The sequence below is a fragment of the Serratia proteamaculans genome, assembly GCF_004684015.1.
Classification (GTDB): Bacteria; Pseudomonadota; Gammaproteobacteria; order Enterobacterales; family Enterobacteriaceae; genus Serratia; species Serratia proteamaculans_F.
The window spans coordinates 16,019-37,831 of record NZ_SRIA01000009.1 but is presented as its reverse complement, the minus strand read 5'-3'; the positions used below and the strand labels follow the sequence as shown (position 1 = coordinate 37,831).

Genomic DNA, 21,813 nt, shown 5'->3' with positions numbered 1-21,813 from the left:
GTTATGCACCCCACACTACGATTGTTCCGTACAGTAAATAGACCAGCAACACGACAACGATCGCCAGTTGCAACACCAGACGTACCGCTACCGGCTTGACGTAATCCGTCAGCACCTGCCACAACCCGATCCAGGCGTGAGCCAGAATCGACAGCAGCGTCAGCAGCGTGAACACTTTCGTAATAGAGGTGGCGAAGAAGCCGCGCCAGATTTCGTAGGTGAGATCCGGAGCCGTGACAAAGAAGCCCAGGATATACAGAACATACAGGGTGATGACGATAGCGGAAGCACGCAGTAACAACCAATCGTGTACGCCGTTGCGTCCTAATGCAGAAACATTGTTTACCATACGAGGACTCCAGCCAGAACTGACAGCACGACGGTGAGACCGATTGCCACCTGGGCAGAACGGGTACCGGCGGCTAAACTCTCTTCGATATAGCCAAAATCCATTAACAAATGGCGAATGCCACCGCAAATGTGATAGGCCAGCGCAGTGAGGATGCCCCAGAATATGAATTTGACAACGAAGCTATTCATGATGGCAGCAGCCTGCATGAAACCCTCTTGGGAAGAGAGTGACAGGCCCAGCAGCCAGAGGAGGATACCCACGGCAACGAAGGTAATTACGCCAGAGACTCGGTGTAAGATGGACGCTATCGCAGTTACGGGAAACTGAATCGTTTGCAGATCCAGGTTGACAGGTCTTTGTTTTTTCACGTTTTTGCCCACACAGCTCTTATTATTTTCCTTCCTCCGGCCTGGGCGGGGATCAGACAGCGTTAAGAGCCAAAACCCTCACACGTCACGCGCTCAAACAACAACATCCACTGTGCTTAAACGGCGCGTAGTTATAACGCTGGGTGCTCCTACTTCAGGGTATCCCGGAGACCTGGCGGCAGTATAGGAGGATCACATTCTGATTACAATTCCCATACAATCCCTTTGGTAACATTTCCCCCGAACAGTGATTTAGATCACGGATTTCACAATTAGCATAAAATTAATTATCTGATTTGACAAGAGATCAACAATTCCATTACATATAGGGGCACAAACGGCCCTATGATGCGCTATAGGTCAGCAGATACACTTCCCCCGATGTTCAGGATATGCAACAGTGTATTTGAAAGAACCTATCCCAATGGCGGTTTTTGCCGGTCACGTTTGCAGCACTTTGCCGCAGATAAAAACCAATAAGGCATATAAAACAGTTTATTGGGATAGGTTCAACCACCCCCGAACACGTCGTAGGTAAGATTAACAGAACATAACGAATTCCGATGAATCGTTAACAACTGGTCACCCACCTCGTTCGCCTGGTTAGCACTCTGTACCCTACCCGCGCATTTGCGCAGTCGCTCACAGAGTTAGCGTCCGCTCCATTTTTTGCGGGCAACCTGAGGAGAATTAAGGTATTTCAGTTGTTAGAGGTTTTTAAAATAAGGCGCAAAGGAGACTGTAAATGACTGATAAGAAAGCGACGCTAACCATTAACGATGGTGAAGCTCCAATCGAACTGGGCGTATTAACCCCGACACTGGGCCCCGATGTCCTCGATGTCCGCGCCCTGGGCTCCAAAGGTTATTTCACGTTTGATCCCGGCTTTACCTCTACCGCTTCCTGCGAATCCAAAATCACTTTTATCGACGGTGACAAAGGCGTACTGCTGCACCGCGGCTTCCCGATCGAACAGCTGGCGAAAGAGTCTTCCTATCTGGAAGTGTGCTACATCCTGCTGTACGGCGAAACGCCAACCGCAGAAGAGTTCGAAACCTTCAAAACCACCGTGACCCGTCACACCATGATCCACGACCAGATCACCCATCTGTTCCGTGGCTTCCGTCGTGACTCACACCCAATGGCCGTTTTGTGCGGTGTGACCGGCGCCCTGGCGGCGTTCTACCACGATGCTCTGGACGTCAACAACGAGCGTCACCGCGAGATCACCGCGTTCCGCCTGCTGTCCAAAATGCCGACCGTGGCGGCCATGTGTTACAAATATTCGCTGGGTCAGCCGTTCGTTTATCCACGTAACGAGCTGTCCTATGCCGGTAACTTCCTGCATATGATGTTTGCCACCCCGTGCGAAGAATACGTGGTGAACCCAGTGCTGGAACGCGCAATGGATCGCATCCTGATCCTGCACGCAGACCACGAGCAAAATGCTTCCACTTCTACCGTACGTACCGCAGGTTCTTCAGGCGCTAACCCGTTTGCCTGTATCGCTGCCGGTATCGCTTCACTGTGGGGCCCGGCACACGGCGGCGCCAACGAAGCCGCACTGAAGATGCTGGAAGAGATCAAAACCGTTGAGCACATTCCTGAGTTCATCAAGCGTGCCAAGGACAAGAACGACTCGTTCCGTCTGATGGGCTTCGGCCACCGCGTGTACAAGAACTACGACCCACGCGCCACCGTAATGCGCGAAACCTGTCACGAAGTGCTGAAAGAGCTGAACAAGAAGGACGACAACCTGTTGCAAGTGGCGATGGAGCTGGAACACATCGCGCTGAACGACCCGTACTTCATCGAGAAGAAACTGTACCCGAACGTCGACTTCTACTCAGGCATCATCCTGAAGGCGATGGGGATCCCTTCTTCCATGTTCACCGTTATCTTTGCCATCGCCCGTACCATCGGCTGGATTGCGCACTGGAACGAAATGCATGACGAAGGCATCAAGATTGCCCGTCCGCGCCAATTGTACACCGGCTATGCCGAGCGTGACTTCAAGTCTCAGGTGAAAAACAAATAACGCCGCTTTACCCCAGGTATTGCAGCAACAGCGCCGCCCCGATGGGCGGCGTTTTTTTTGCCCTCCCCCTGGGAAGAAGAGGGTCAGGGTGAGGGGAAACATGGAATAACCTATTTCTGGCAACCCGGGCACCAATAAAAGGGCCTCGAAGACAGCGTCGTGCGCTCAATCATCGCACCACAACGCTCGCAAGGCTCACCACTGCGGTGGAACACCTTAAAACTGAACAACGCACCATGGTGGCGGTTTTCATCCACCTGCCCGCGCGTCTGATAAGACAAACGTGGGACTGCCAGTAACGCCTCCGCCAGCCGCTGTAAAACCTCAGGTTCCAGATCCTGTGGCTTATGCTGGGGTGCCAGCTCGGCCTGCCAGAGGATTTCAGCGCGCAGGTAGTTGCCCAGCCCGGCGAGAAACGTCTGATCGAGCAACATACCGCCCAGTTGCCTGCGACGAAACGCCGGTGACAGCAACCGTTGCTCCACCGCGGCCACCGTTAACGTCATATCCAGTACGTCGGGGCCGATACGTTGCAAGAACGGATGCTGCTCGATTTCCTCACGCGGCCCGACGGTAATCTCCGAGGCGCTGTACAGCAAAATCGCCCGCTCCGCCGTTTCCAACCGCACCCGTAGATCCCGCTTGGTTTCCGGCGTCTCCCCGGCTTTCACCACTTTCCACACGCCATATAACTGGTTATGGCTATACAGCGTCAGACCGTTGGAAAAATGGGTCAGCAGTGCCTTACCTCGTGGCTCAATAGCAATAATGCGCTCACCGATTAACCGGTCACGGTAGTGTTTAAGCTGAGGAAAGGCAAAACCGACGTCGGTCAGCGGCTGGTCAATCACCGCCGCCGCCAGGGCATCCGCCGCCCGGCGAATTTCCGGTCCTTCCGGCATATGAAAACTCCTGAATGGACCCCGGCGCAGCAGGCCACACCGGGGGATAACTGCAATTAATGCGTCGCGCCGCCGACCACTTTCAGGTCATGCTCAACCTGTAGTGCAATAGAAATGGCCAGTTCCAGGGCGAACAAGACCGTAGTCGCCGCCATGCTCGGTGCGCCAGGGTGTGCGGCAGCCTGTTCCGGCAGATAAGGAATATGAATAAACCCGCCCTTGATCGCCTGCTGACCGTTTAAACGGTGCAACAGACCGTACATCACGTGATTGCAGACGTAGGTACCGGCCGTTTGCGATACCGAGGCGGGAATACCCGCTTCGCGCATCGAGTCGACAATGGCCTTGATCGGCAGCGTGCTGAAATAGGCCGCCGGTCCGCTTTCAACGATAGGTTCGTCGATCGGTTGCTGCCCCTGATTATCGGGGATGCGCGCATCATCGACGTTGATCGCCACCCGTTCGATAGTGATGTCGGTACGTCCACCAGCCTGACCAATAGCCAACACCATCACCGGCTGCACTTCATCAATCGCCGCATTCAGTGCTTCCAGCGCTGTGCCAAACACACAAGGCAGTTGGCGGGCAATAATGCGCGCGCCGGCCAGTTCCATATCATTGAGTTGCTTTACCACTTCCCACGAAGGATTAACGCGTTCGCCGCCAAAGGGCTCAAAGCCCGTGATCAATACCTTTTGCATGCGTTCTCCTTACAGGAACATCAGGAAATAAAGCAGGAATACGTTGACCAGCAGCAACAGCACCCCGGTCGGGATCTGCGCCTTGATCACCGCATTCTTGTCCGGCAGTTCCAGCAACGCCGCCGGTACAATATTAAAGTTAGCAGCCATTGGCGTCATCAGCGTGCCGCAATAGCCAGAAAACATGCCGATAGCAGCCATCACCGCCGGGTTACCACCGTGCTGCAGCACCAGGATCGGGATACCGATACCGGCGGTGACTATCGGGAAAGCCGCAAAGGCATTGCCCATGATCATGGTCAACAGCGCCATGCCGATGGCATAAACCGCCACCGCAATAAAGCGGTTATCGACCGCCAGATACTCCTGGGTCAGATGAGAAATGGCCGTGCCAACACCGGCAGCGGTAAACAGCAGGCCCAGCGTGGCGAGGATTTGCGGCAAAATAAACGCCCAACCGATGGAGTCCAGCAGGCGACGCGCTTCCTGAATCGGTTGCAGCGCTTTTTCATGGGTCATTTTCACCGCGATAATCAGGCCAAGCACACAGCCGGCGGTCATCGAGAACAGAGTAATCAGGGTAGCGTGGTTGCCGCTGCCGAATACCGCCGTTTGCAGCGCCGGAATATTGTTGAACAACAGCACGCCAATCACCGTTACCACCGGGATCGCCAGCGCCGGAATAAACAGCCGGTTGCCCAGGCGTTTGGCACTCTCTTCACGCTGCTGCGGGGTACGTTGGTGATAACTGCCCAGACGCACACCGCCGAAACCGGCGATTAACGCCATGATCACCACCACCACACCGACGATGATATGCAGCATGCGTTTCTCATTGCTTCCCTCACCCAGCACGTCGCCCAACAGGCTATAGGTCCAGTCACCGACCAGGAAAATCAGGCCGTACAACGCCCAAAAAAGACCCGTGGTGACGCGGCGTGGGTTGGCACGATCGCGGAAAGACATCACCGCCACGATCAACAGTACAACGCCCGCCAGCCAATAGAGATATTGTTGTTGGAAAGTCATTGGGCATCTCCTTTGGCCTGTAGAGCAGCCTGGTTGAGCTGCGACAGTTCAGCGCTGAGCTGTTTATCCATCCGGTAAAGCCGGAACGCATGGATCAGGAAGGCAAAGATGGCGGTAGGAATACCCCACAAGGCGATATGCAGCGGCTCGGTCTGGATGCCGCCGGATTCCAGCATAAAGTTGTGCATGAAGATGATCGCGCCGAAGGCGACAAAAATATCTTCGCCAAAGAATAACCCGACGTTATCCGTGGCGGCAGACATGGCCCGCAGGCGGTGGCGCGTACGCTCCGGCAGCTCACCGTAACGGTTTTCCGCTGCCCCTTCGGCCATCGGTGCCAACAGTGGACGCACCATTTGCGGGTGACCGCCCAGGCTGGTCAGCCCCATGGCAGCGGTAATTTCACGCACAAACAGATAGACGATCAGCAAGCGTCCGGCAGTAGCGCTTTTGATCTTGGCGATCCACGCCTGCGCGCGTTCTTTTAGCCCGTGACGTTCCAGCAGACCGATCACCGCCAGTGGCAACAGCAAGATCAGCGGCAGGTTACGGGTATTGAGGAAGCCTTCACCCAATTTTTCCAGGATCGTATCCAGTGGCATCAGCGCTGCCAGCCCGGTGATAATGCCGGCGGCAATCACCACCAGTACTGGGTTAAAGCGTAAAACGAATCCAACCACGATGGCGGCGATGCCAATCAGTGGCCATAAGTTAACGGCCTGTTCCATTATATCTCCCTTTTACCCTTCGCCTTTCAAGCCGCAGCGTTGTTACCTGCACTCGCCCACCCCAGTTACTGTAGGGGGCGAATAAATTCGCCCCGACTAATGCGGGCGCGGCATGCAGCGCCCCTACAATACCTGGGGGTGAGCGAGCTGGGCGCCTAGCTGCAGCTCGAAATTCATTGGGTAATATTGTGTTGTGTGTTTGTGTTGTATGTATTTAATTATTTTTATTCTGCGCTGACGCTGATGCCTTCCAGGGCAAAACGTTCGCGCAGCGTGCGCGCATATTCCAGCGCGTGTTCACCGTCACCGTGCAGGCAGACGGTTTCGGCCTGAACGGCGGCCCAGGTGCCGTTCAGGGTGCGAACCCGATGATGACGCACCATTTCCAGCGTTTGCGCCAGGGCCAGTTCGTCGCTGGTAATCAGCGCTCCCGGCTGGCCACGCGGTACCAATGTACCGTCGGCCTGATAGCCGCGATCGGCAAACACTTCCTGCCGTGTGACCAATCCTTGTTCTTCACCGGCGCGGATCAGCTCACTGCCCGCCAGCCCCACCAGCCGCAGCGTCGGATCGACCGCTTTAACCGCCCGGGCGATAGCCTGCGCCAGTTCCGGCTCCACTGCCGCCTGGTTGTACAGCATGCCATGTGGCTTGACGTGAACCATCACCCCGCCTTCGGCACGAGCAATCGCAGCCAGCGCGCCAAGCTGATACACCACCTGGGCATATACCGTTTCCGCGGGTAGCTGCATACGAGTACGGCCAAAGTTCTCGCGATCGGGAAAACTCGGGTGCGCACCAATAGCTACGCCGTACTGCAGCGCCCAACGCACCGATTGACGCATGGTTTGCGCATCCCCGGCGTGGAAGCCACAGGCAATATTGGCCGAGCTGACCAGTTGCAGCAGCGTCTGATCGTTGGCGCAGCCCTCGCCGAGATCGGCATTTAAATCAACGATCATCTAACCCCCAGGCGATCTGTTGGATAAAGTGCTCCTGCTCGACTCTGGCACGTTGTGCCTCGGCCAAAGTACAGGGAACAAAGTGGATGGCCTCACCCAGACGGATTTGCGCCAAATGGTAGAGATCGGCCTCGATCACGCAGGCAATACGCGGGTAACCACCGGTAGTCTGCGCATCGGCCATCAACACGATCGGCTGGCCGTTATGCGGTACCTGCACCACCCCCGGTAACAGACCATGCGATAGCATTTCGCGGTCAGTGGTGCGGCTCAACGCATGGCTACCGTGCAGACGATACCCCATGCGGTTGCTCTGCGGGCTCAGTTGCCAGGCGGTACGCCAGAAAGCCTCTTTCGCCTCTTCGCTGAATTCATCATATTCCGGCCCCGGCAACGCACGGATGCGGTTGTTGAACAGCGGTTGCTTCACACCAAAACTCTGCTTTGGCAATGAATGGCTTTGCCCCAGCGGCAGGCTGTCGCCATCCCGCAGGTTGCGCCCTTCCAGCCCGCCAAAAGCGGCTTTGTTATCGGTGCTGCGCGAACCGAGTATTTCCGCTACCGCAATGCCTCCGCTGATCGCCAGATAGGTACGCATACCGCGTTTTGGCGTTTTCAGTATCAGCTGTTGGCCCGCATTGACCGGATAGCGCCAGCCGGTCCACAGCGGTTTGCCATCAAGTTGCGCATCGCAACCGGCACCGGTCAGAGCGATCCAACCTGACTGAGTAAATTCGGCGCTAAATTGCCCAAGAGTGATTTCCAGCCCGGCGGCATTGGCAGCATTGCCCACCAGCAGGTTGGCGATCCTCAACGCAGGTTCGTCGAGCGCCCCGCCCTGGCTGACGCCCAAACGACGGAAACCGTTACGGCCCAGATCCTGCACCGTGGTGTAAATGCCCGCACGCAAGATCTTCAGCATACGCCCTCCTTCTGTGGCACAAACCGCACGCTATCGCCGGGGCGTAGCAAGGTTGGCGGCATTTCGTAAGGATTAAACAGCGCCAAAGGAGTCCGACCAATCAACTGCCAGCCACCGGGGGTGACCAACGGATAAATCCCGGTCTGGCTGCCGCCGATACCGACGGAACCTGCCGCCACCGACAAGCGCGGTTCGGCGCGGCGCGGCGTCGCCAACTTTTCCGGCATCCCGCCCAGGTAAGAAAAACCGGGCTGAAAACCGAGGAAATAGACCACGTAGGCCGCTGAGGAGTGGCATTCCACGACCTGCTGCGGCGTCATACCGGTGTGACGCGCCACTTCATCCAGGTCGGGGCCGTCCTGGCCACCGTAGATCACCGGAATATCTACCTGACGTGATTCCGGCACCAGGCTTTCCTTGCTGTCCCACCCCTGCTGCAACAGGGCCAGCATCTGCTCGGCATCGGCCTGTGGCGTATTCAGCAGCAGCGTAAGGTTATTCATGCCCGGTATCACTTCACACACATCGGGATGATGATTCAGTTTTTCGGCCAGCGCCCAGACTCGCTGCTGGCTCGGCAGCGTCACCGGAGGCGACAGTTCAAGCACTACCGCTCTTTCACCTAACAGGTAACATCGTGCTCGTTGCACCCTTTTCTCCTTATTATTATCGCGATGAAAACACAACAGTTATGCGCGACAGCGCTCTGGCTGTCAATAGAACAACCTTTGAGAAAATAAGGGATTAGGCTATTAAAAGGATTCAGCCGCGGTAAAAACCGGGCTGGATCCTGGGGGGATAATCAGGCGGGATTGGGGATATCGATAAAGGTCACGTCAAAGCCATGTTGTTGAGCCAGCCATTCACCGAGCGCCTTAACGCCACCGCGCTCAGTGGCATGGTGACCGGCGGCAAAGAAGTGAATGCCCATTTCCCGCGCGCTGTGAATGGTTTGTTCGGAGACTTCGCCACTGATAAAGGCATCAACGCCAAAGCGTGCGGCGCTGTCGATAAAGCTCTGGCCACCGCCGGTACACCAGGCTACGCGGCGGATATGCGCCGGGGCGTTATCGCCGCAGTGCAGCACGGCACGGCCAAGACGACTCTCGAGGCGCTGTTGCAGTTCAATACCGGTCAACAGCTGCTCGAATTCACCGTGCGGCACCAGCGGCTCCACTTCGCCAATCACCCGGATCCCGAGCAGATGTGCCAACTGCGCGTTGTTACCCAGCACCGGATGCGCGTCCAGCGGCAGATGATAAGCGTACAGGTTGATATCATTACTCAGCAGCGTTTTCAGTCGGTTACGCTTCATGCCACGCACCGAAGGCGCTTCGTTTTTCCAGAAATAACCGTGGTGCACCACAATGGCATCCGCCTGATGCGCCACTGCCGCATCCAACAACGCCTGACAGGCGGTCACGCCGGTGACGATACGCTGCACGTGCGCTCGCCCTTCCACCTGCAGGCCATTCGGCCCGTAATCCTGAAATGCGGCGGTGTTCAGTTCTGTGTTGATCAACTGTTCCAGATCGAGGTTACGCATAGAGTTCTCTCTTCAAATCAAAATGTCTGCCGGTCGCCCTGTTCCATCAGGATATATTTCACGCCCAGGCTGTTACCCTGTTCCAACTGCTGTTTAATGGTTGCGCGCACGTCTTCACCCTGCTTCAGGCTGGGCTTGATATGGCTGATCACCACCGGGAAATCTTTCAGCGAGCCTTCGCCGCCGCTGTACTGAGTCAGATTTTTCAACTCTTTTTGCAGCCACGCCGGCGTCAGGTGGCCATACAGGTTTTTATCCTCCACCTCATTGGGATAGGAGGTTTCGATAATCATACCTTTCAATTTTTTCTGCTCAATCAGCGGCCCCAGCGCGCGCCAGGCGCTATCGAGATTGCGCGACTGCTCAAGTGCGTCCGCCCCGGTATCACCAAAATAGGCGAAAGAGCCGCTGCGATCGGACACCAGCAACATCGAAGAAGGGTAACGGTCATGACTGAGCGGATACATCACGCCACTCAAACCGGTCATGCCCAGGGTCACGCGCTGCTGTGGCCGTACCGTTTGCAGCCGGTAAGTGCCCAGTCGCGAACCGTTGCCGGAATCGGTGAAGTTGGGCCAGGCCTTCCAGTTAAAATAATGATTACGCAGGGTCAAAATGGTATCGACCTGGGCATAGATATTCTTTTTACTGTCTTCCGGCGAACCGATAATCAGCCCGGCCACGTGGTCCAGATGACCATGGCTGATAAAGTAAGCGCCGATGAGTTGCCGGAATATATAGCCCTGCGGGGTATAAGGCGCAGCCAGTTCAGGGGTGACCTGCGGGAAACTGCCCTTTTCCAGCCCTTTGGCGATGCCCGGTAGCAGTGAGCCGGCATCCAGCGCCAGATACTGCGTCTGATTGTCGCTGCGGATCAGGTAGGAGGTCAGATTGCCGTCACTGACGCCGCCGTCCACACCCAGCGCCACCACGTCAAAGCCGGCCTGCGCCAGGGCGCAATAGCCGCTCAGGCACAGGGCCAGCACCTTTTTCATCATTATTTCGCTCCTTGCTGTTACCTTAATATTCCCCGCGCTTCGCCGCTTCAAAGGCGGCCAGCGTCTCCAGCCGTGCCTGCTTATGGTCGACAATAGGCAGCGGATAATCCAGCACGCGCTGCTGTTGTTCCGCCCAGCGATGGGGTTGATGGATAGCATTGTCCGGTACATCCGCCAGCTCGGGCAACCATTTACGGATAAAAGTGCCTTGCGGATCAAAACGTTCGCCCTGAGTGGTCGGGTTAAAGATGCGGAAGTACGGCGCAGCGTCGGTGCCGGTTGAGGCCGCCCACTGCCAACCGCCATTATTGGCTGCCAGATCGCCGTCCAATAGCTGTGACATGAAATAGCTCTCACCGGCACGCCAGTCGATCAACAAGTCTTTCACCAGAAAACTGGCGCTGATCATGCGTAATCGGTTGTGCATCCAGCCGGTGGAATTCAACTGGCGCATGGCAGCATCGACAATCGGATAACCGGTGGCGCCCTGCTGCCAGGCCTGCAAAAGTTCTTGGTTATCCCGCCAGCGTACCCTATCCGTCCAATCGATAAAGGGACGGTGCTTGCATAACGCGGGATAGGCCACCATCAGATGCCGATAAAACTCGCGCCAGATCAGTTCATTGAGCCAGCCGAAGGCACCGCTGTCATGGTTTTCCAGCAACTGCGGACATTCAGCGCGCAGGCGGTTGAAACACTGGCGCGGCGACAATACGCCAATCGCCAGATAAGGCGACAGGCTGCTGGTCCCGGCAATGGCGGGCAGATCCCGCTGTTGCAGGTAATCCTGTACCTGCTCACGACAAAAGCTGCGTAGCCGCTGTAGCGCCGCTTCTTCCCCGGCGGGAAAATCCTCGTTCAACTCTGCCGGTGGATAATCAAATGCCTCTGGGGTAGCGGTTACCGGCAACGCGCCGCTTGCCCGCGTTTTTGGCGCAGGCAAGGATTGAACGTCGGATTCGGTCAGGCGCTGGATGAAGGCTTTACGAAACGGCGTGTAGATTTTGTACATTTCGCCACCGCCGGTTTGCACGCTACCCGGTGGTAACAGCAGGCTGTCATCAAAGCTCTGGCAAATCACCTGCCCGGACAAACGCTGTTCCAACCGTTGGTCGCGCTGGCGCTCATTGATTTCGTACTGGCGATTGTAAAACAGCCTGTCCACCCGCTGCTGCGCGCAATACGCCGTCAGCCAGTCAACCGAGGCGGCAAAGTCATCACACTGGTGGTAGCCAAGCGGAATGCCCCGCTCGGCAAGGACCTGCTGCATCTGCAGCAGGTTGGCATGGATAAAGGCAGCCTGACGGGGAGCCATTTCATGCTGCCGCCACTGTTGTGGGGTGGCGATAAACACCGCCAGCACGCGGACGTCGGGATCGCTGCAGGCGGCATGCAACGCTTTGTTGTCGGTAATGCGCAAATCGTTACGCAACCAGACCAAATGCGTGGTCATAAAACTCCTTGTCAATCAGTGGCCATAACGCAGGCGCAACGCCTCGGGATAGGGTTCGAAATAACGCTGATCGGCCAGATAACGATCGGGGTATTCGGCCATGTAATGTTTGAGCAAAGTAATCGGCGCCAGCAGCGGTTGCACGCCTTGCCGATAGCGGTCGATCAACTGCGCCAGTTCCTGACGCTGCGCGCCACTCAGGTGACTGCGAAAATATCCCTGAACGTGCATCAGCACGTTGGTGTGGTTGCGGCGCGTCGCCTTGTGCGCCAACAGTTTCATCAGGCGGCTGCGGTATTCAATCGCGAACGCCTCCAGCGACTCCCATTTATCCACGTCCGCCACAAAGCGTCCCAGCTCGCGGTATTCCGGCTGTGAGTGCGCCAGCAGCGACAGCTTATAACGGCTGTGGAAGGCGATCAGCCCACCCCGAGTCAGCCCCTTGCGCCACAGCATGTTCAACTCATACAAGGCATAAACCCGTTCGACAAAGTTTTCCCGCAGCGTGGCGTCATTCAGCCGTCCGTCCTCTTCCACCGGCAGCCAGGGCATTTGGCGCTGCAGTTCGGCGGTGAACAGCCCGACACCGCTTTTACGCGCGCCTGCACCGCCCTCATCATACAATCGCACCCGTTCCATACCGCAGCTTGGCGAATTGGCGCAGACAATGTAGCCACACAGGTGCTGCAAAGCAGCAATGCGCTGAGTAGAAAACTGCTGCATCTGGTCGGTCACATCGATGCTGTCGTCGTTGCTGTAACGCAGCGCTATATGATGCTGTTTTTTGATCAACCGCAGTGCCGGACGCGGGGTCGACAGGCCGATAGCCATTTCCGGGCAAATCGCCTCAAACCGCACATAGGGCGCCAGTTGTTCCACCGCGAAAGCCAGCCGTTTATGGCCGCCGTCAAAACGCACCTTTTCACCTAACAGGCAGGCACTGATCCCGACCGGAATTTTGTCACTCATATTAGGCTCCCGCAGCGTTGGATGATGTTAAAAGTGTAGAGGAATTTCCCTCTGGAGACGAACCTTACCGCCACAATGACTGAACGACACGCATAAAAAAACCCCCGCTGCGAAGCGAGGGTTTTAAGCATGAACGGCGGCGATCAATCAGTAGAAATCGCAGGACGCCAGTTCCGCCTGTTGCAGCCAGACCGGCTTATCGCTGGTTTTTGACCAGACGCGGTGCAAATAGCTGTAAAAACGGGCGCGGTCGCTGCGAAACAGCATGACCGGTAAAGCCAATACACCTGCCAGGATCACTGCGCTGCGACGCAGGAGAATCCGATGCAATGAATAAGCTGGGTAGATAGACATGCGAACCTCCTTAAAAACGCCCGGCCGTTGATTTGTCTTGGAAACAGCACTGGCGTAAACCATTAAAATGGGATGATTTGGTAACTGGACAAAATTTTAGCGCAATTGATGAAAGTTTACTACTCATCCGACCACTAAAACGAACAAAAAATCGCAAATTAATGCGCCATTCCGTAATTTTGTTACACCAAAGTTAATAATTAACTAACCATTGGTTACATTGTGGATATTTATACCCTGTTTACGCCAAACGCTCCCTTGCCGATGACCAAGCTCAGGCCTAAACGCATCCCCTGCGGACAGCCCCCTCATTGAAAAGCCATTTTTCGCTGTAATTTCAGCCATTTTTATACTTTTTTTACACCGGTCGTCGCTATTTTTTCATCTTCTTTCTACCGCCCTCCCTACACTCGCCATATCAAAAACTACACCTCTGGAGGTGTCCTGTGAGTATCAGCGTTATTGGTGGTGCGCTGTTGGTCCTGCTGCTGTTGGGCTATCTGGTTTATGCCCTGTTCAATGCGGAGGATTTCTGATGGCAGCTTCAGCCTTTTTATTGATTGCCAGCTTTATGCTGGTGCTTTTGCTGCTGGCCCGGCCGTTAGGCAGTTTCCTGGCGCGCCTGATCGAAGGTGAACCTTTACCCGCGCTGCGTCGGGTGGAGGCCGCCGTCTGGCGTTGCTGTGGCAATACCCCCACTGAAATGAACTGGTGGCAGTATGCGCTGGCGATCTTGTGGTTCAACCTGCTCGGGCTGGTGCTGCTGTTTGTGTTGCTGATGGCGCAAGGCTCACTGCCGCTTAACCCGCAGGGCTTCCCCGGCCTGTCCTGGGATCTGGCGTTCAATACTGCCGTCAGCTTTGTCACCAACACCAACTGGCAGGCCTACAGCGGTGAAAGCACCCTTAGCTACCTTAGCCAAATGGCCGGGCTGGCAGTGCAGAACTTCCTGTCTGCCGCTACCGGTATCGCGGTGGCCTTTGCGTTGATCCGCGCCTTCACCCGCCGTTCCAGCGCCACCATTGGTAATGCCTGGATCGACATGTTCCGCATCACGCTGTACGTGTTGCTGCCGATCTCGCTGCTGATTGCGCTGTTCTTCGTCAGCCAGGGCACGCTGCAAAACTTCCTGCCTTACCTGCATATCACCACGCTGGAAGGCACGCAGCAGACGCTGCCAATGGGGCCGGTAGCCTCGCAGGAAGCAATCAAGATGCTCGGCACCAACGGCGGCGGTTTCTTCGGCGTCAACTCGGCGCATCCGTTCGAAAACCCGACCGTGCTGACCAACTTTGTGCAGATGTTGGCGATCTTCCTGATCCCTTGTGCGCTGTGCTTTTCCTTCGGCCGGGTGGCCGGTGAGAACCGTCAGGGCCATGCGCTGATCTGGGCGATGTCACTGATCTTCATCGTGGCCGTCGTAGTGGTGATGTTCGCCGAACTGGCGGGTAACCCGCATCTGAGCGAGTTGGGCAGTGCCAGCAACATCAATATGGAAGGCAAGGAATCGCGCTTTGGCATTCTCGCCACCAGTATGTTCTCGGTGGTCACCACCGCAGCGTCCTGTGGGGCCGTCAACGCCATGCATGACTCCTTCACCGCGCTGGGCGGTATGGTGCCGATGTGGCTGATGCAGATTGGTGAAGTGGTGTTCGGTGGCGTCGGTTCCGGCCTGTACGGCATGCTGCTGTTCGTGCTGCTGACGGTGTTTATCGCCGGGCTGATGATTGGGCGTACCCCGGAATATCTGGGCAAAAAAATCGACGTCTATGACATGAAAATGACCGCGCTGGCGATCCTGGTCACACCGACCCTGGTGCTGCTGGGCAGCGCGCTGGCCATCTCTACCGACGTAGGCCGTGCCGGCATTCTTAACCCGGGCGCGCACGGTTTCAGCGAAGTGCTGTATGCCCTGTCCTCCGCCGCCAATAACAACGGTAGCGCCTTTGGTGGGTTGAGCGTCAACACGCCGTTCTACAACCTGCTGCTGGCCTTTGCCATGTTCGTCGGCCGTTTCGGGGTGATCCTGCCGGTACTGGCGATCGCCGGTTCACTGTGCGCCAAGAAACGCCAGCCGGCGGGCAACGGCACCCTGCCAACCTACGGGCCGCTGTTTATCGGCCTGCTGGTCGGCACCGTGCTGCTGGTGGGCGCATTGACCTTCGTACCGGCGCTGGCGCTGGGACCGGTGGCTGAGCATTTGCAACTTTGGCTGATCAAATAACCGCGCATTCCCGTCGCCTTTCGAGCCTCAGCCAGACGGCCAGCTCAAAATCCATAGGGAATGAAACAGGAAGAGAGAATAAAAGATGACTCGCAAACAACGCGCGCTGTTTGAACCGGCACTGGTCCGTACCGCGCTGATCGATGCGCTGAAAAAGCTGGATCCGCGCACCCAGTGGCGTAACCCGGTGATGTTCGTGGTGTATATCGGCAGCATTCTGACCACCGCCATCTGGCTGGCGATCCTCGCCAAACAGACCGACGGCAGCGCCGCCTTTACCGGCAGCATCGCTATGTGGCTGTGGTTTACCGTGCTGTTCGCCAACTTTGCCGAAGCGCTGGCCGAAGGGCGCAGCAAAGCTCAGGCGGAAAGCCTGAGGGGCACCAAGAAAACCAGTTGGGCGAAGAAACTGGCCGGACCACGCCGCGAAGGGGCCACCGAGAAAGTCTCCGCTGAAAGCCTGCGCAAGGGTGACGTGGTGCTGGTCGAGGCCGGTGACACCATTCCCTGCGACGGCGAAGTGCTGGAAGGCGGCGCATCGGTGGATGAAAGCGCCATTACCGGTGAATCCGCACCGGTGATCCGTGAATCCGGCGGTGACTTCTCATCCGTCACCGGCGGCACCCGCGTGCTGTCCGACTGGCTGGTGGTGCAGTGTAGCGTCAACCCGGGCGAAACCTTCCTTGACCGGATGATTGCCATGGTCGAAGGCGCAAAACGCCGTAAAACCCCGAACGAGGTGGCGCTGACCATTCTGTTGGTAGCGCTGACCCTGGTGTTTGTGCTGGCGACCGCCACGCTGTTCCCGTTCTCGCAATACAGCGTCGACGCCGCCAACGGCGGTTCGGTAGTCAGTATCACCGTATTGGTAGCCCTGTTGGTCTGTCTGATCCCTACCACCATCGGCGGCCTGCTGTCCGCCATCGGCGTGGCCGGGATGAGCCGGATGCTGGGTGCCAACGTCATCGCCACCAGTGGCCGTGCGGTGGAAGCCGCCGGCGACGTGGATGTGCTGCTGCTGGATAAAACCGGCACCATCACGCTGGGTAACCGTCAGGCCTCCGAATTTCTGCCGGCGCCGGGAGTGAAAGAACAGGAGCTGGCTGACGCCGCGCAGCTGTCTTCACTGGCGGATGAAACGCCGGAAGGCCGCAGCATTGTGGTGCTGGCCAAACAGCGCTTTAACCTGCGTGAGCGTGACCTGCAGGCGCTGAACGCCACCTTCGTGCCCTTCTCTGCCCAGACGCGCATGAGCGGCGTCAACGTGCAGGACCGCATGATCCGTAAGGGCGCAGTAGATGCCATTCGCCGTCACGTCGAGTCCAATCAGGGCCACTTCCCGCAGGCGGTAGATGACCTGGTGGCCAGCGTGGCACGCACCGGCGGTACGCCGTTGGTGGTGGCCGAAGGGCCACGGGTGCTGGGAGTGGTAGCGCTGAAGGATATCGTCAAGGGCGGCATCAAGGAACGCTTTGTCGAACTGCGCAAAATGGGCATCAAAACGGTGATGATCACCGGCGATAACCCACTGACCGCTGCCGCCATTGCCGCCGAAGCCGGGGTGGATGACTTCCTGTCGGAAGCGACGCCGGAAGCCAAGCTGGCGTTGATTCGTCAATATCAGGCAGAAGGCCGCCTGGTGGCGATGACCGGCGACGGCACCAACGACGCCCCGGCGCTGGCACAGGCCGACGTGGCGGTGGCGATGAACTCGGGTACCCAGGCCGCCAAAGAGGCGGGCAACATGGTCGATCTGGACTCCAACCCGACCAAGCTGATTGAAGTGGTGCATATCGGTAAACAGATGCTGATGACCCGCGGTTCGCTGACCACCTTCAGTATTGCCAACGACGTGGCCAAGTATTTCGCCATCATCCCGGCGGCGTTCGCGGCAACCTATCCGCAGTTGAACGCGCTGAACGTGATGCACCTGCACTCCCCCGCTTCCGCCATTATGTCGGCGGTTATTTTCAACGCTTTGGTGATCGTGTTCCTGATCCCGCTGGCGCTGAAAGGGGTGAGTTACAAGCCAATGAGCGCCGCGGCGCTGCTGCGTCGTAACCTGTGGCTGTATGGTGTGGGCGGTCTGCTGGTGCCCTTTGTCGGTATCAAGCTGATCGACCTGATCCTGGTCGCGCTGCATATCGCCGGTTAATGATTAAGAGGAAATGAAAATGTCTTATTTACGCCCTTCGCTGGTGATGTTGATCCTGCTGACATTGATTACCGGTATTGCCTACCCGCTGTTGACCACCGGGCTGTCGCAACTGCTGTTTTCCGGCGCGGCCAAGGGCTCGCTGCTGTATCAGGGCGACAAAGTGGTAGGCTCGGCATTAATCGGCCAAAACTTTACCAAACCCGAGTATTTCTGGGGCCGCCCTTCTGCCACCGCGGATTCGGCCTATAATGCCATGGCGTCTGCCGGCAGCAATCTGGCCGCCACCAACCCGGCGCTGGATAAAGCCATTGCCGAGCGTGCAACGCAACTGCGTCTGGCCAACCCAGCGATGAAAGGCCCGATCCCGGTTGATCTGCTGACCGCGTCCGGTAGCGGTCTGGATCCACAGATCTCCCTCGCGGCGGCGCAGTATCAACTGGCCCGGGTTGCTGCGGCGCGCCAACTGGCACCGGAGCAAATCGCCAAACTGATTGATGAAAGCACCGATCAGGCCACCCCCAACTTTATGGGTGAGTCGGTGGTGAACGTGCTGAAATTGAATCTGGCACTCGACGCATTGAAATAATGCCCCGAGTGTTAAAGGATAAGTAACGGGTTCGGCGTGCCGGACCCGCTTTACATTGCTGCAAAAGGAACTCCGATGGTGGATGAGGAACAACAGCGCCCCGACCCTGACAGCCTGCTGGCGCTGGCCAATGAAAAGCCCCGCGGCCGCCTGAAGGTATTCTTCGGCGCTTGCGCCGGGGTGGGCAAAACCTACGCCATGCTGCAGGAAGCCCAGCGGCTACGTGCCCAGGGGCTGGACGTACTGGTCGGCGTGGTAGAAACCCATGGTCGCAGCGAAACCGCCGCATTGCTGGGCGGGCTGGATTTGCTGGCGCAAAAGCGCATTCAGTATCGCGGCCGACTGGTGCAGGAATTTGATCTCGACGCCGCACTGGCGCGTCACCCGGCATTGATCCTGATGGACGAACTGGCGCACAGCAATGCCCATGGCTCACGCCATCCGAAGCGCTGGCAAGATGTCGAAGAGCTGCTGGATGCCGGTATCGACGTGCTGACCACCGTCAACGTACAACATCTGGAAAGCCTGAACGACGTGGTCGGCGGCGTGACCGGGGTGCGGGTACGTGAAACGGTGCCCGATCACGTGTTCGACGAAGCCACCGAGGTGGTGCTGGTTGACCTGCCGCCGGACGATCTGCGCCAGCGACTCAATGAAGGCAAGGTGTATATCCCCGGTCAGGCCGAGCGCGCCATTGAGCACTTTTTCCGTAAGGGCAATCTGATAGCCCTGCGTGAACTGGCACTGCGCCGCACCGCCGACCGCGTCGATGAACAGATGCGTGAGTTCCGGGATAACCAGGGGCGTGAGCGCGTGTGGCACACCCGCGACAGTATCCTGCTGTGCGTCGGCCATAACAGCGGCAACGAAAAACTGGTGCGCATCGCCGCACGGCTGGCGGCCCGGCTGGGCTGCCACTGGCACGCAGTCTATGTGGAAACGCCAAAACTGCACCGCTTGCCGGAGAATCAACGCCGGGCAATTTTGCGGGCGCTGCGGCTGGCGCAGGAATTGGGGGCCGAAACCGCCACCCTGTCCGAACCCGATGAAGAACGCGCGATATTACGTTACGCCCGTGAGCACAACCTGGGCAAAATCATTATCGGCCGCCGCAGTGAACAACGCTGGAAACTGCGCGGCAGCTTTGCCGATCGCCTTGGCAAGTTGGGGCCGGATCTCGATCTGGTGATTGTCGCCCTGGAAAACGACAGCCTCCCGCAACCAGGCAAAGAACACGACAGCCGCAACTTTAGCGAGAAATGGCGTATGCAACTGCGTGGCTGCGCCGTCGCCGTCGCACTCTGCGCCCTGATCACCCTGCTGTCCCAGTGGCTGCTGCCGGGCTTCGATCAGGCCAACCTGGTAATGGTCTACCTGCTTGGCGTTGCCATTGTCGCGTTGTTTTTTGGTCGTTGGCCGTCGGTGCTGGCTGCGGTGATCAACGTCGCCAGCTTTGACCTGTTTTTCGTCCAGCCTCAATGGTCGTTTGCCGTCAGTGATATGCAGTATCTGCTGACCTTTGCCGTGATGCTGATTGTCGGTATCACCATCGGTAACCTGACCGCCGGTGTGCGTTATCAGGCACGAGTGGCCCGCTACCGCGAGCAGCGGGCCCGTCATCTGTATGAAATCTCCCGTGGGCTGAGCCAGGCGCTGACCACCGAAGACATCGCCAAAACCAGTCGCCACTTCCTCTCCAGCAGTTTCCAGGCCAAAACCGTGCTGCTGCTGCCACAGGAAGACGGCAAACTGCAACAAATGGTCGGGGAAACCGGTGGGCTGCTGTCGGTAGATGAGGCTATTGCGCGCTGGAGTTTCGACAAGGGCATGCCGGCCGGAGCCGGGACCGATACCCTGCCCGGCGTTCCCTATCAACTGTTGCCGTTAACCACGTCGAAACAAACCTTTGGCCTGTTGGCCATCGAACCCAGCAACCTGCGCCAGCTGATGGTGCCGGAGCAACAGCGGCTGCTACAGACCTTTGCGGTGTTGATTGCCAGCGCGCTGGAACGCTTGCATTTGGCGCGCAGCGCCGAGGAAGCCAAGCTGGACGCCGAACGCGAACAACTGCGCAACTCGCTGCTGGCGGCGCTGTCCCACGACTTGCGTACTCCGCTGACGGTGCTGTTCGGTCAGGCGGAAATTCTGACGCTCGATCTGGCGGCCGAAGGCTCCAACCATGCGACCCAGGCCAGTCAGATCCGCCAGCAGGTGTTGAGCACCACCCGGCTGGTGAACAACCTGCTGGATATGGCGCGCATTCAATCCGGTGGTTTTAATCTGCGTAAAGAGTGGCAATCGCTGGAAGAGATCGTTGGCGCATCGCTGCACATGCTGGAGCCGCTGATGACTCAGCATCAAATCAAGGTTGAGCTACCGGCGGAGCTGGTATTGGTGAATTGCGACGGCAGCCTGCTGGAGCGCGTGTTCACTAACCTGTTGGAAAATGCCAATAAATATGCCGGCTACGATGCTACTATCGGTATTCGTGCCCATACTCTGCCGGATTGGCTGGAAGTCGAAGTCTGGGATGATGGGCCGGGTATTCCCGAGGGGAAAATGCAGCTTATTTTCGATAAATTTTCTCGTGGCAATAAAGAATCGGCTATCCCCGGTGTGGGTTTGGGGTTAGCGATTTGCCGTGCCATTATTGAAGTGCACGGCGGCCGTATCTGGGCTGAAAACGGTGCCAACGGCGGTGCCAGCTTCCGCTTTGTACTGCCGCTGGAAAAGCCGCCTGAAATAGACAGCGAAGTCTTTGATCTTTAATCAAGCCAAGGAGTCTTGTGAGCAGCACGCCAACCAATATTCTGATTGTTGAAGATGAGAAAGAGATCCGACGTTTCGTCCGTACCGCCCTGGAAAGCGAAGGCCTGCGGGTGTTTGAAAGCGAAACGCTGCAACGCGGGCTGATTGAAGCCGGTACGCGTAAGCCGGATCTGATTATTCTCGATTTGGGGTTGCCGGACGGCGACGGACTTAACTATATCCGCGATTTACGCCAATGGAGTGCGATTCCGGTCATCGTGTTGTCGGCACGCAACGCGGAGGAAGACAAAATCGCCGCGCTGGACGCCGGGGCGGATGACTATCTCAGCAAACCCTTTGGTATTGGCGAATTGCTGGCGCGCGTGCGGGTCGCCTTGCGACGCCATTCCGGCAACCTGCAGGAAAGCCCGTTGGTCAGCTTCTCAGAAATCACCGTAGATCTGATTAATCGTCGGGTGCTGCGCCAGGGTGAAGACTTGCATCTGACGCCCATTGAGTTTCGACTGCTGGCCGAGCTGCTGGCCAACTCCGGCAAGGTATTGACCCAGCGCCAGCTTCTGAGCCATGTATGGGGGCCGAACTACGTCGAACACAGCCATTACCTGCGAATTTATATGGGTCATCTGCGGCAGAAACTGGAGGCCGACCCGGCCCGGCCAAAACACTTGCTGACTGAAACCGGTGTCGGTTACCGCTTTATGCCTTGAAGTTAATGGGCGCAGCATGCGGTTAACCTGACGCGGTGTTCGATTAA

At 57.3% G+C, this 21,813-nt stretch carries 21 protein-coding genes; 7 read left to right on the top strand and 14 right to left on the bottom strand.

Annotation, left to right across the window (positions count from 1 at the left end):
* Position 1: 1 nt before the first annotated feature.
* Together sdhD and sdhC are read right to left on the bottom strand one after the other, a co-directional pair.
* Positions 2 to 349, bottom strand: a complete 348-nt coding sequence (sdhD, locus tag E5C26_RS06410) for a succinate dehydrogenase membrane anchor subunit (RefSeq protein ID WP_012005699.1) — start codon at positions 347 to 349, stop codon at positions 2 to 4.
* The gene (gene sdhC, locus E5C26_RS06405) at positions 343 to 732 is read right to left on the bottom strand and encodes a succinate dehydrogenase cytochrome b556 subunit (protein ID WP_004949747.1); all 390 of its coding nucleotides are present in this window, start codon (positions 730 to 732) and stop codon (positions 343 to 345) included. Before sdhC ends, sdhD begins: the two co-directional genes overlap by 7 nt.
* A gap of 733 nt (positions 733 to 1,465) precedes the next feature.
* Between sdhC and E5C26_RS06400 the strand changes: the two genes are divergently transcribed.
* Positions 1,466 to 2,758, top strand: a complete 1,293-nt coding sequence (locus tag E5C26_RS06400) for a citrate synthase (RefSeq protein WP_135315547.1) — start codon at positions 1,466 to 1,468, stop codon at positions 2,756 to 2,758.
* A 110-nt stretch (positions 2,759 to 2,868) separates the two neighbouring features.
* Here E5C26_RS06400 and nei read toward each other — a convergent pair whose 3' ends face one another.
* From nei to E5C26_RS06340, 12 genes are all read right to left on the bottom strand, one after another.
* Positions 2,869 to 3,660, bottom strand: a complete 792-nt coding sequence (nei, locus tag E5C26_RS06395) for an endonuclease VIII (protein WP_135315546.1) — start codon at positions 3,658 to 3,660, stop codon at positions 2,869 to 2,871.
* Between the two features lie 56 nt (positions 3,661 to 3,716).
* Positions 3,717 to 4,361, bottom strand: coding sequence for a pyroglutamyl-peptidase I (gene pcp, locus E5C26_RS06390; RefSeq protein ID WP_135315545.1), 645 nt, complete (start codon positions 4,359 to 4,361; stop codon positions 3,717 to 3,719).
* A 9-nt stretch (positions 4,362 to 4,370) separates the two neighbouring features.
* Positions 4,371 to 5,390, bottom strand: coding sequence for a DUF979 domain-containing protein (locus E5C26_RS06385; RefSeq protein ID WP_135315544.1), 1,020 nt, complete (start codon positions 5,388 to 5,390; stop codon positions 4,371 to 4,373).
* Positions 5,387 to 6,118 carry a DUF969 domain-containing protein gene (locus E5C26_RS06380; RefSeq protein ID WP_012005694.1) on the bottom strand — a complete coding sequence of 244 codons (732 nt, stop codon included), beginning with the start codon at positions 6,116 to 6,118 and terminating at the stop codon, positions 5,387 to 5,389. Before E5C26_RS06380 ends, E5C26_RS06385 begins: the two co-directional genes overlap by 4 nt.
* A 224-nt stretch (positions 6,119 to 6,342) precedes the next feature.
* A complete protein-coding gene (gene pxpA, locus E5C26_RS06375; protein ID WP_135315543.1) occupies positions 6,343 to 7,080 on the bottom strand; it encodes a 5-oxoprolinase subunit PxpA in 738 nt (245 codons plus the stop codon).
* Positions 7,070 to 8,002 carry a 5-oxoprolinase subunit PxpC gene (pxpC, locus tag E5C26_RS06370; RefSeq protein ID WP_135315542.1) on the bottom strand — a complete coding sequence of 311 codons (933 nt, stop codon included), beginning with the start codon at positions 8,000 to 8,002 and terminating at the stop codon, positions 7,070 to 7,072. The genes pxpA and pxpC overlap by 11 nt, the downstream gene beginning before the upstream one ends.
* Positions 7,996 to 8,652 carry a 5-oxoprolinase subunit PxpB gene (gene pxpB, locus E5C26_RS06365; protein WP_135315541.1) on the bottom strand — a complete coding sequence of 219 codons (657 nt, stop codon included), beginning with the start codon at positions 8,650 to 8,652 and terminating at the stop codon, positions 7,996 to 7,998. The genes pxpC and pxpB overlap by 7 nt, the downstream gene beginning before the upstream one ends.
* 152 nt (positions 8,653 to 8,804) lie before the next feature.
* Positions 8,805 to 9,548 carry a type 2 GTP cyclohydrolase I gene (locus tag E5C26_RS06360; protein WP_135315540.1) on the bottom strand — a complete coding sequence of 248 codons (744 nt, stop codon included), beginning with the start codon at positions 9,546 to 9,548 and terminating at the stop codon, positions 8,805 to 8,807.
* Positions 9,549 to 9,565: 17 nt separating this feature from the next.
* Positions 9,566 to 10,546: an MBL fold metallo-hydrolase gene (locus tag E5C26_RS06355; protein ID WP_135315539.1), complete on the bottom strand. Its 981-nt coding sequence runs from the start codon at positions 10,544 to 10,546 to the stop codon at positions 9,566 to 9,568.
* A 22-nt stretch (positions 10,547 to 10,568) separates the two neighbouring features.
* Positions 10,569 to 11,999, bottom strand: coding sequence for a deoxyribodipyrimidine photo-lyase (gene phrB / locus E5C26_RS06350; RefSeq protein WP_135315538.1), 1,431 nt, complete (start codon positions 11,997 to 11,999; stop codon positions 10,569 to 10,571).
* Between the two features lie 15 nt (positions 12,000 to 12,014).
* Positions 12,015 to 12,968, bottom strand: a complete 954-nt coding sequence (locus tag E5C26_RS06345; RefSeq protein ID WP_135315537.1) for a YbgA family protein — start codon at positions 12,966 to 12,968, stop codon at positions 12,015 to 12,017.
* Positions 12,969 to 13,115: 147 nt separating this feature from the next.
* The gene (locus tag E5C26_RS06340) at positions 13,116 to 13,322 is read right to left on the bottom strand and encodes a YbfA family protein (RefSeq protein WP_135315536.1); all 207 of its coding nucleotides are present in this window, start codon (positions 13,320 to 13,322) and stop codon (positions 13,116 to 13,118) included.
* A gap of 446 nt (positions 13,323 to 13,768) precedes the next feature.
* Between E5C26_RS06340 and E5C26_RS06335 the strand changes: the two genes are divergently transcribed.
* The 6 genes from E5C26_RS06335 to kdpE all read left to right on the top strand — a co-directional run bounded on the left by E5C26_RS06335 (position 13,769) and on the right by kdpE (position 21,766).
* A complete protein-coding gene (locus tag E5C26_RS06335) occupies positions 13,769 to 13,858 on the top strand; it encodes a K(+)-transporting ATPase subunit F (RefSeq protein ID WP_004949718.1) in 90 nt (29 codons plus the stop codon).
* Positions 13,858 to 15,546, top strand: coding sequence for a potassium-transporting ATPase subunit KdpA (gene kdpA / locus E5C26_RS06330; RefSeq protein WP_135315535.1), 1,689 nt, complete (start codon positions 13,858 to 13,860; stop codon positions 15,544 to 15,546). Before E5C26_RS06335 ends, kdpA begins: the two co-directional genes overlap by 1 nt.
* An 85-nt stretch (positions 15,547 to 15,631) precedes the next feature.
* Positions 15,632 to 17,701 carry a potassium-transporting ATPase subunit KdpB gene (gene kdpB, locus E5C26_RS06325; RefSeq protein WP_135315534.1) on the top strand — a complete coding sequence of 690 codons (2,070 nt, stop codon included), beginning with the start codon at positions 15,632 to 15,634 and terminating at the stop codon, positions 17,699 to 17,701.
* A 19-nt stretch (positions 17,702 to 17,720) separates the two neighbouring features.
* Entirely contained in the window at positions 17,721 to 18,290 is a 570-nt protein-coding gene (gene kdpC, locus E5C26_RS06320; RefSeq protein ID WP_135315533.1) for a potassium-transporting ATPase subunit KdpC, read from the top strand.
* Between the two features lie 75 nt (positions 18,291 to 18,365).
* Complete coding sequence (gene kdpD / locus E5C26_RS06315) at positions 18,366 to 21,059, top strand: two-component system sensor histidine kinase KdpD (protein ID WP_135315532.1); 2,694 nt, start codon at positions 18,366 to 18,368, stop codon at positions 21,057 to 21,059.
* Positions 21,060 to 21,076: 17 nt separating this feature from the next.
* Complete coding sequence (kdpE, locus tag E5C26_RS06310) at positions 21,077 to 21,766, top strand: two-component system response regulator KdpE (RefSeq protein WP_135315531.1); 690 nt, start codon at positions 21,077 to 21,079, stop codon at positions 21,764 to 21,766.
* Positions 21,767 to 21,813 lie beyond the last annotated feature (47 nt).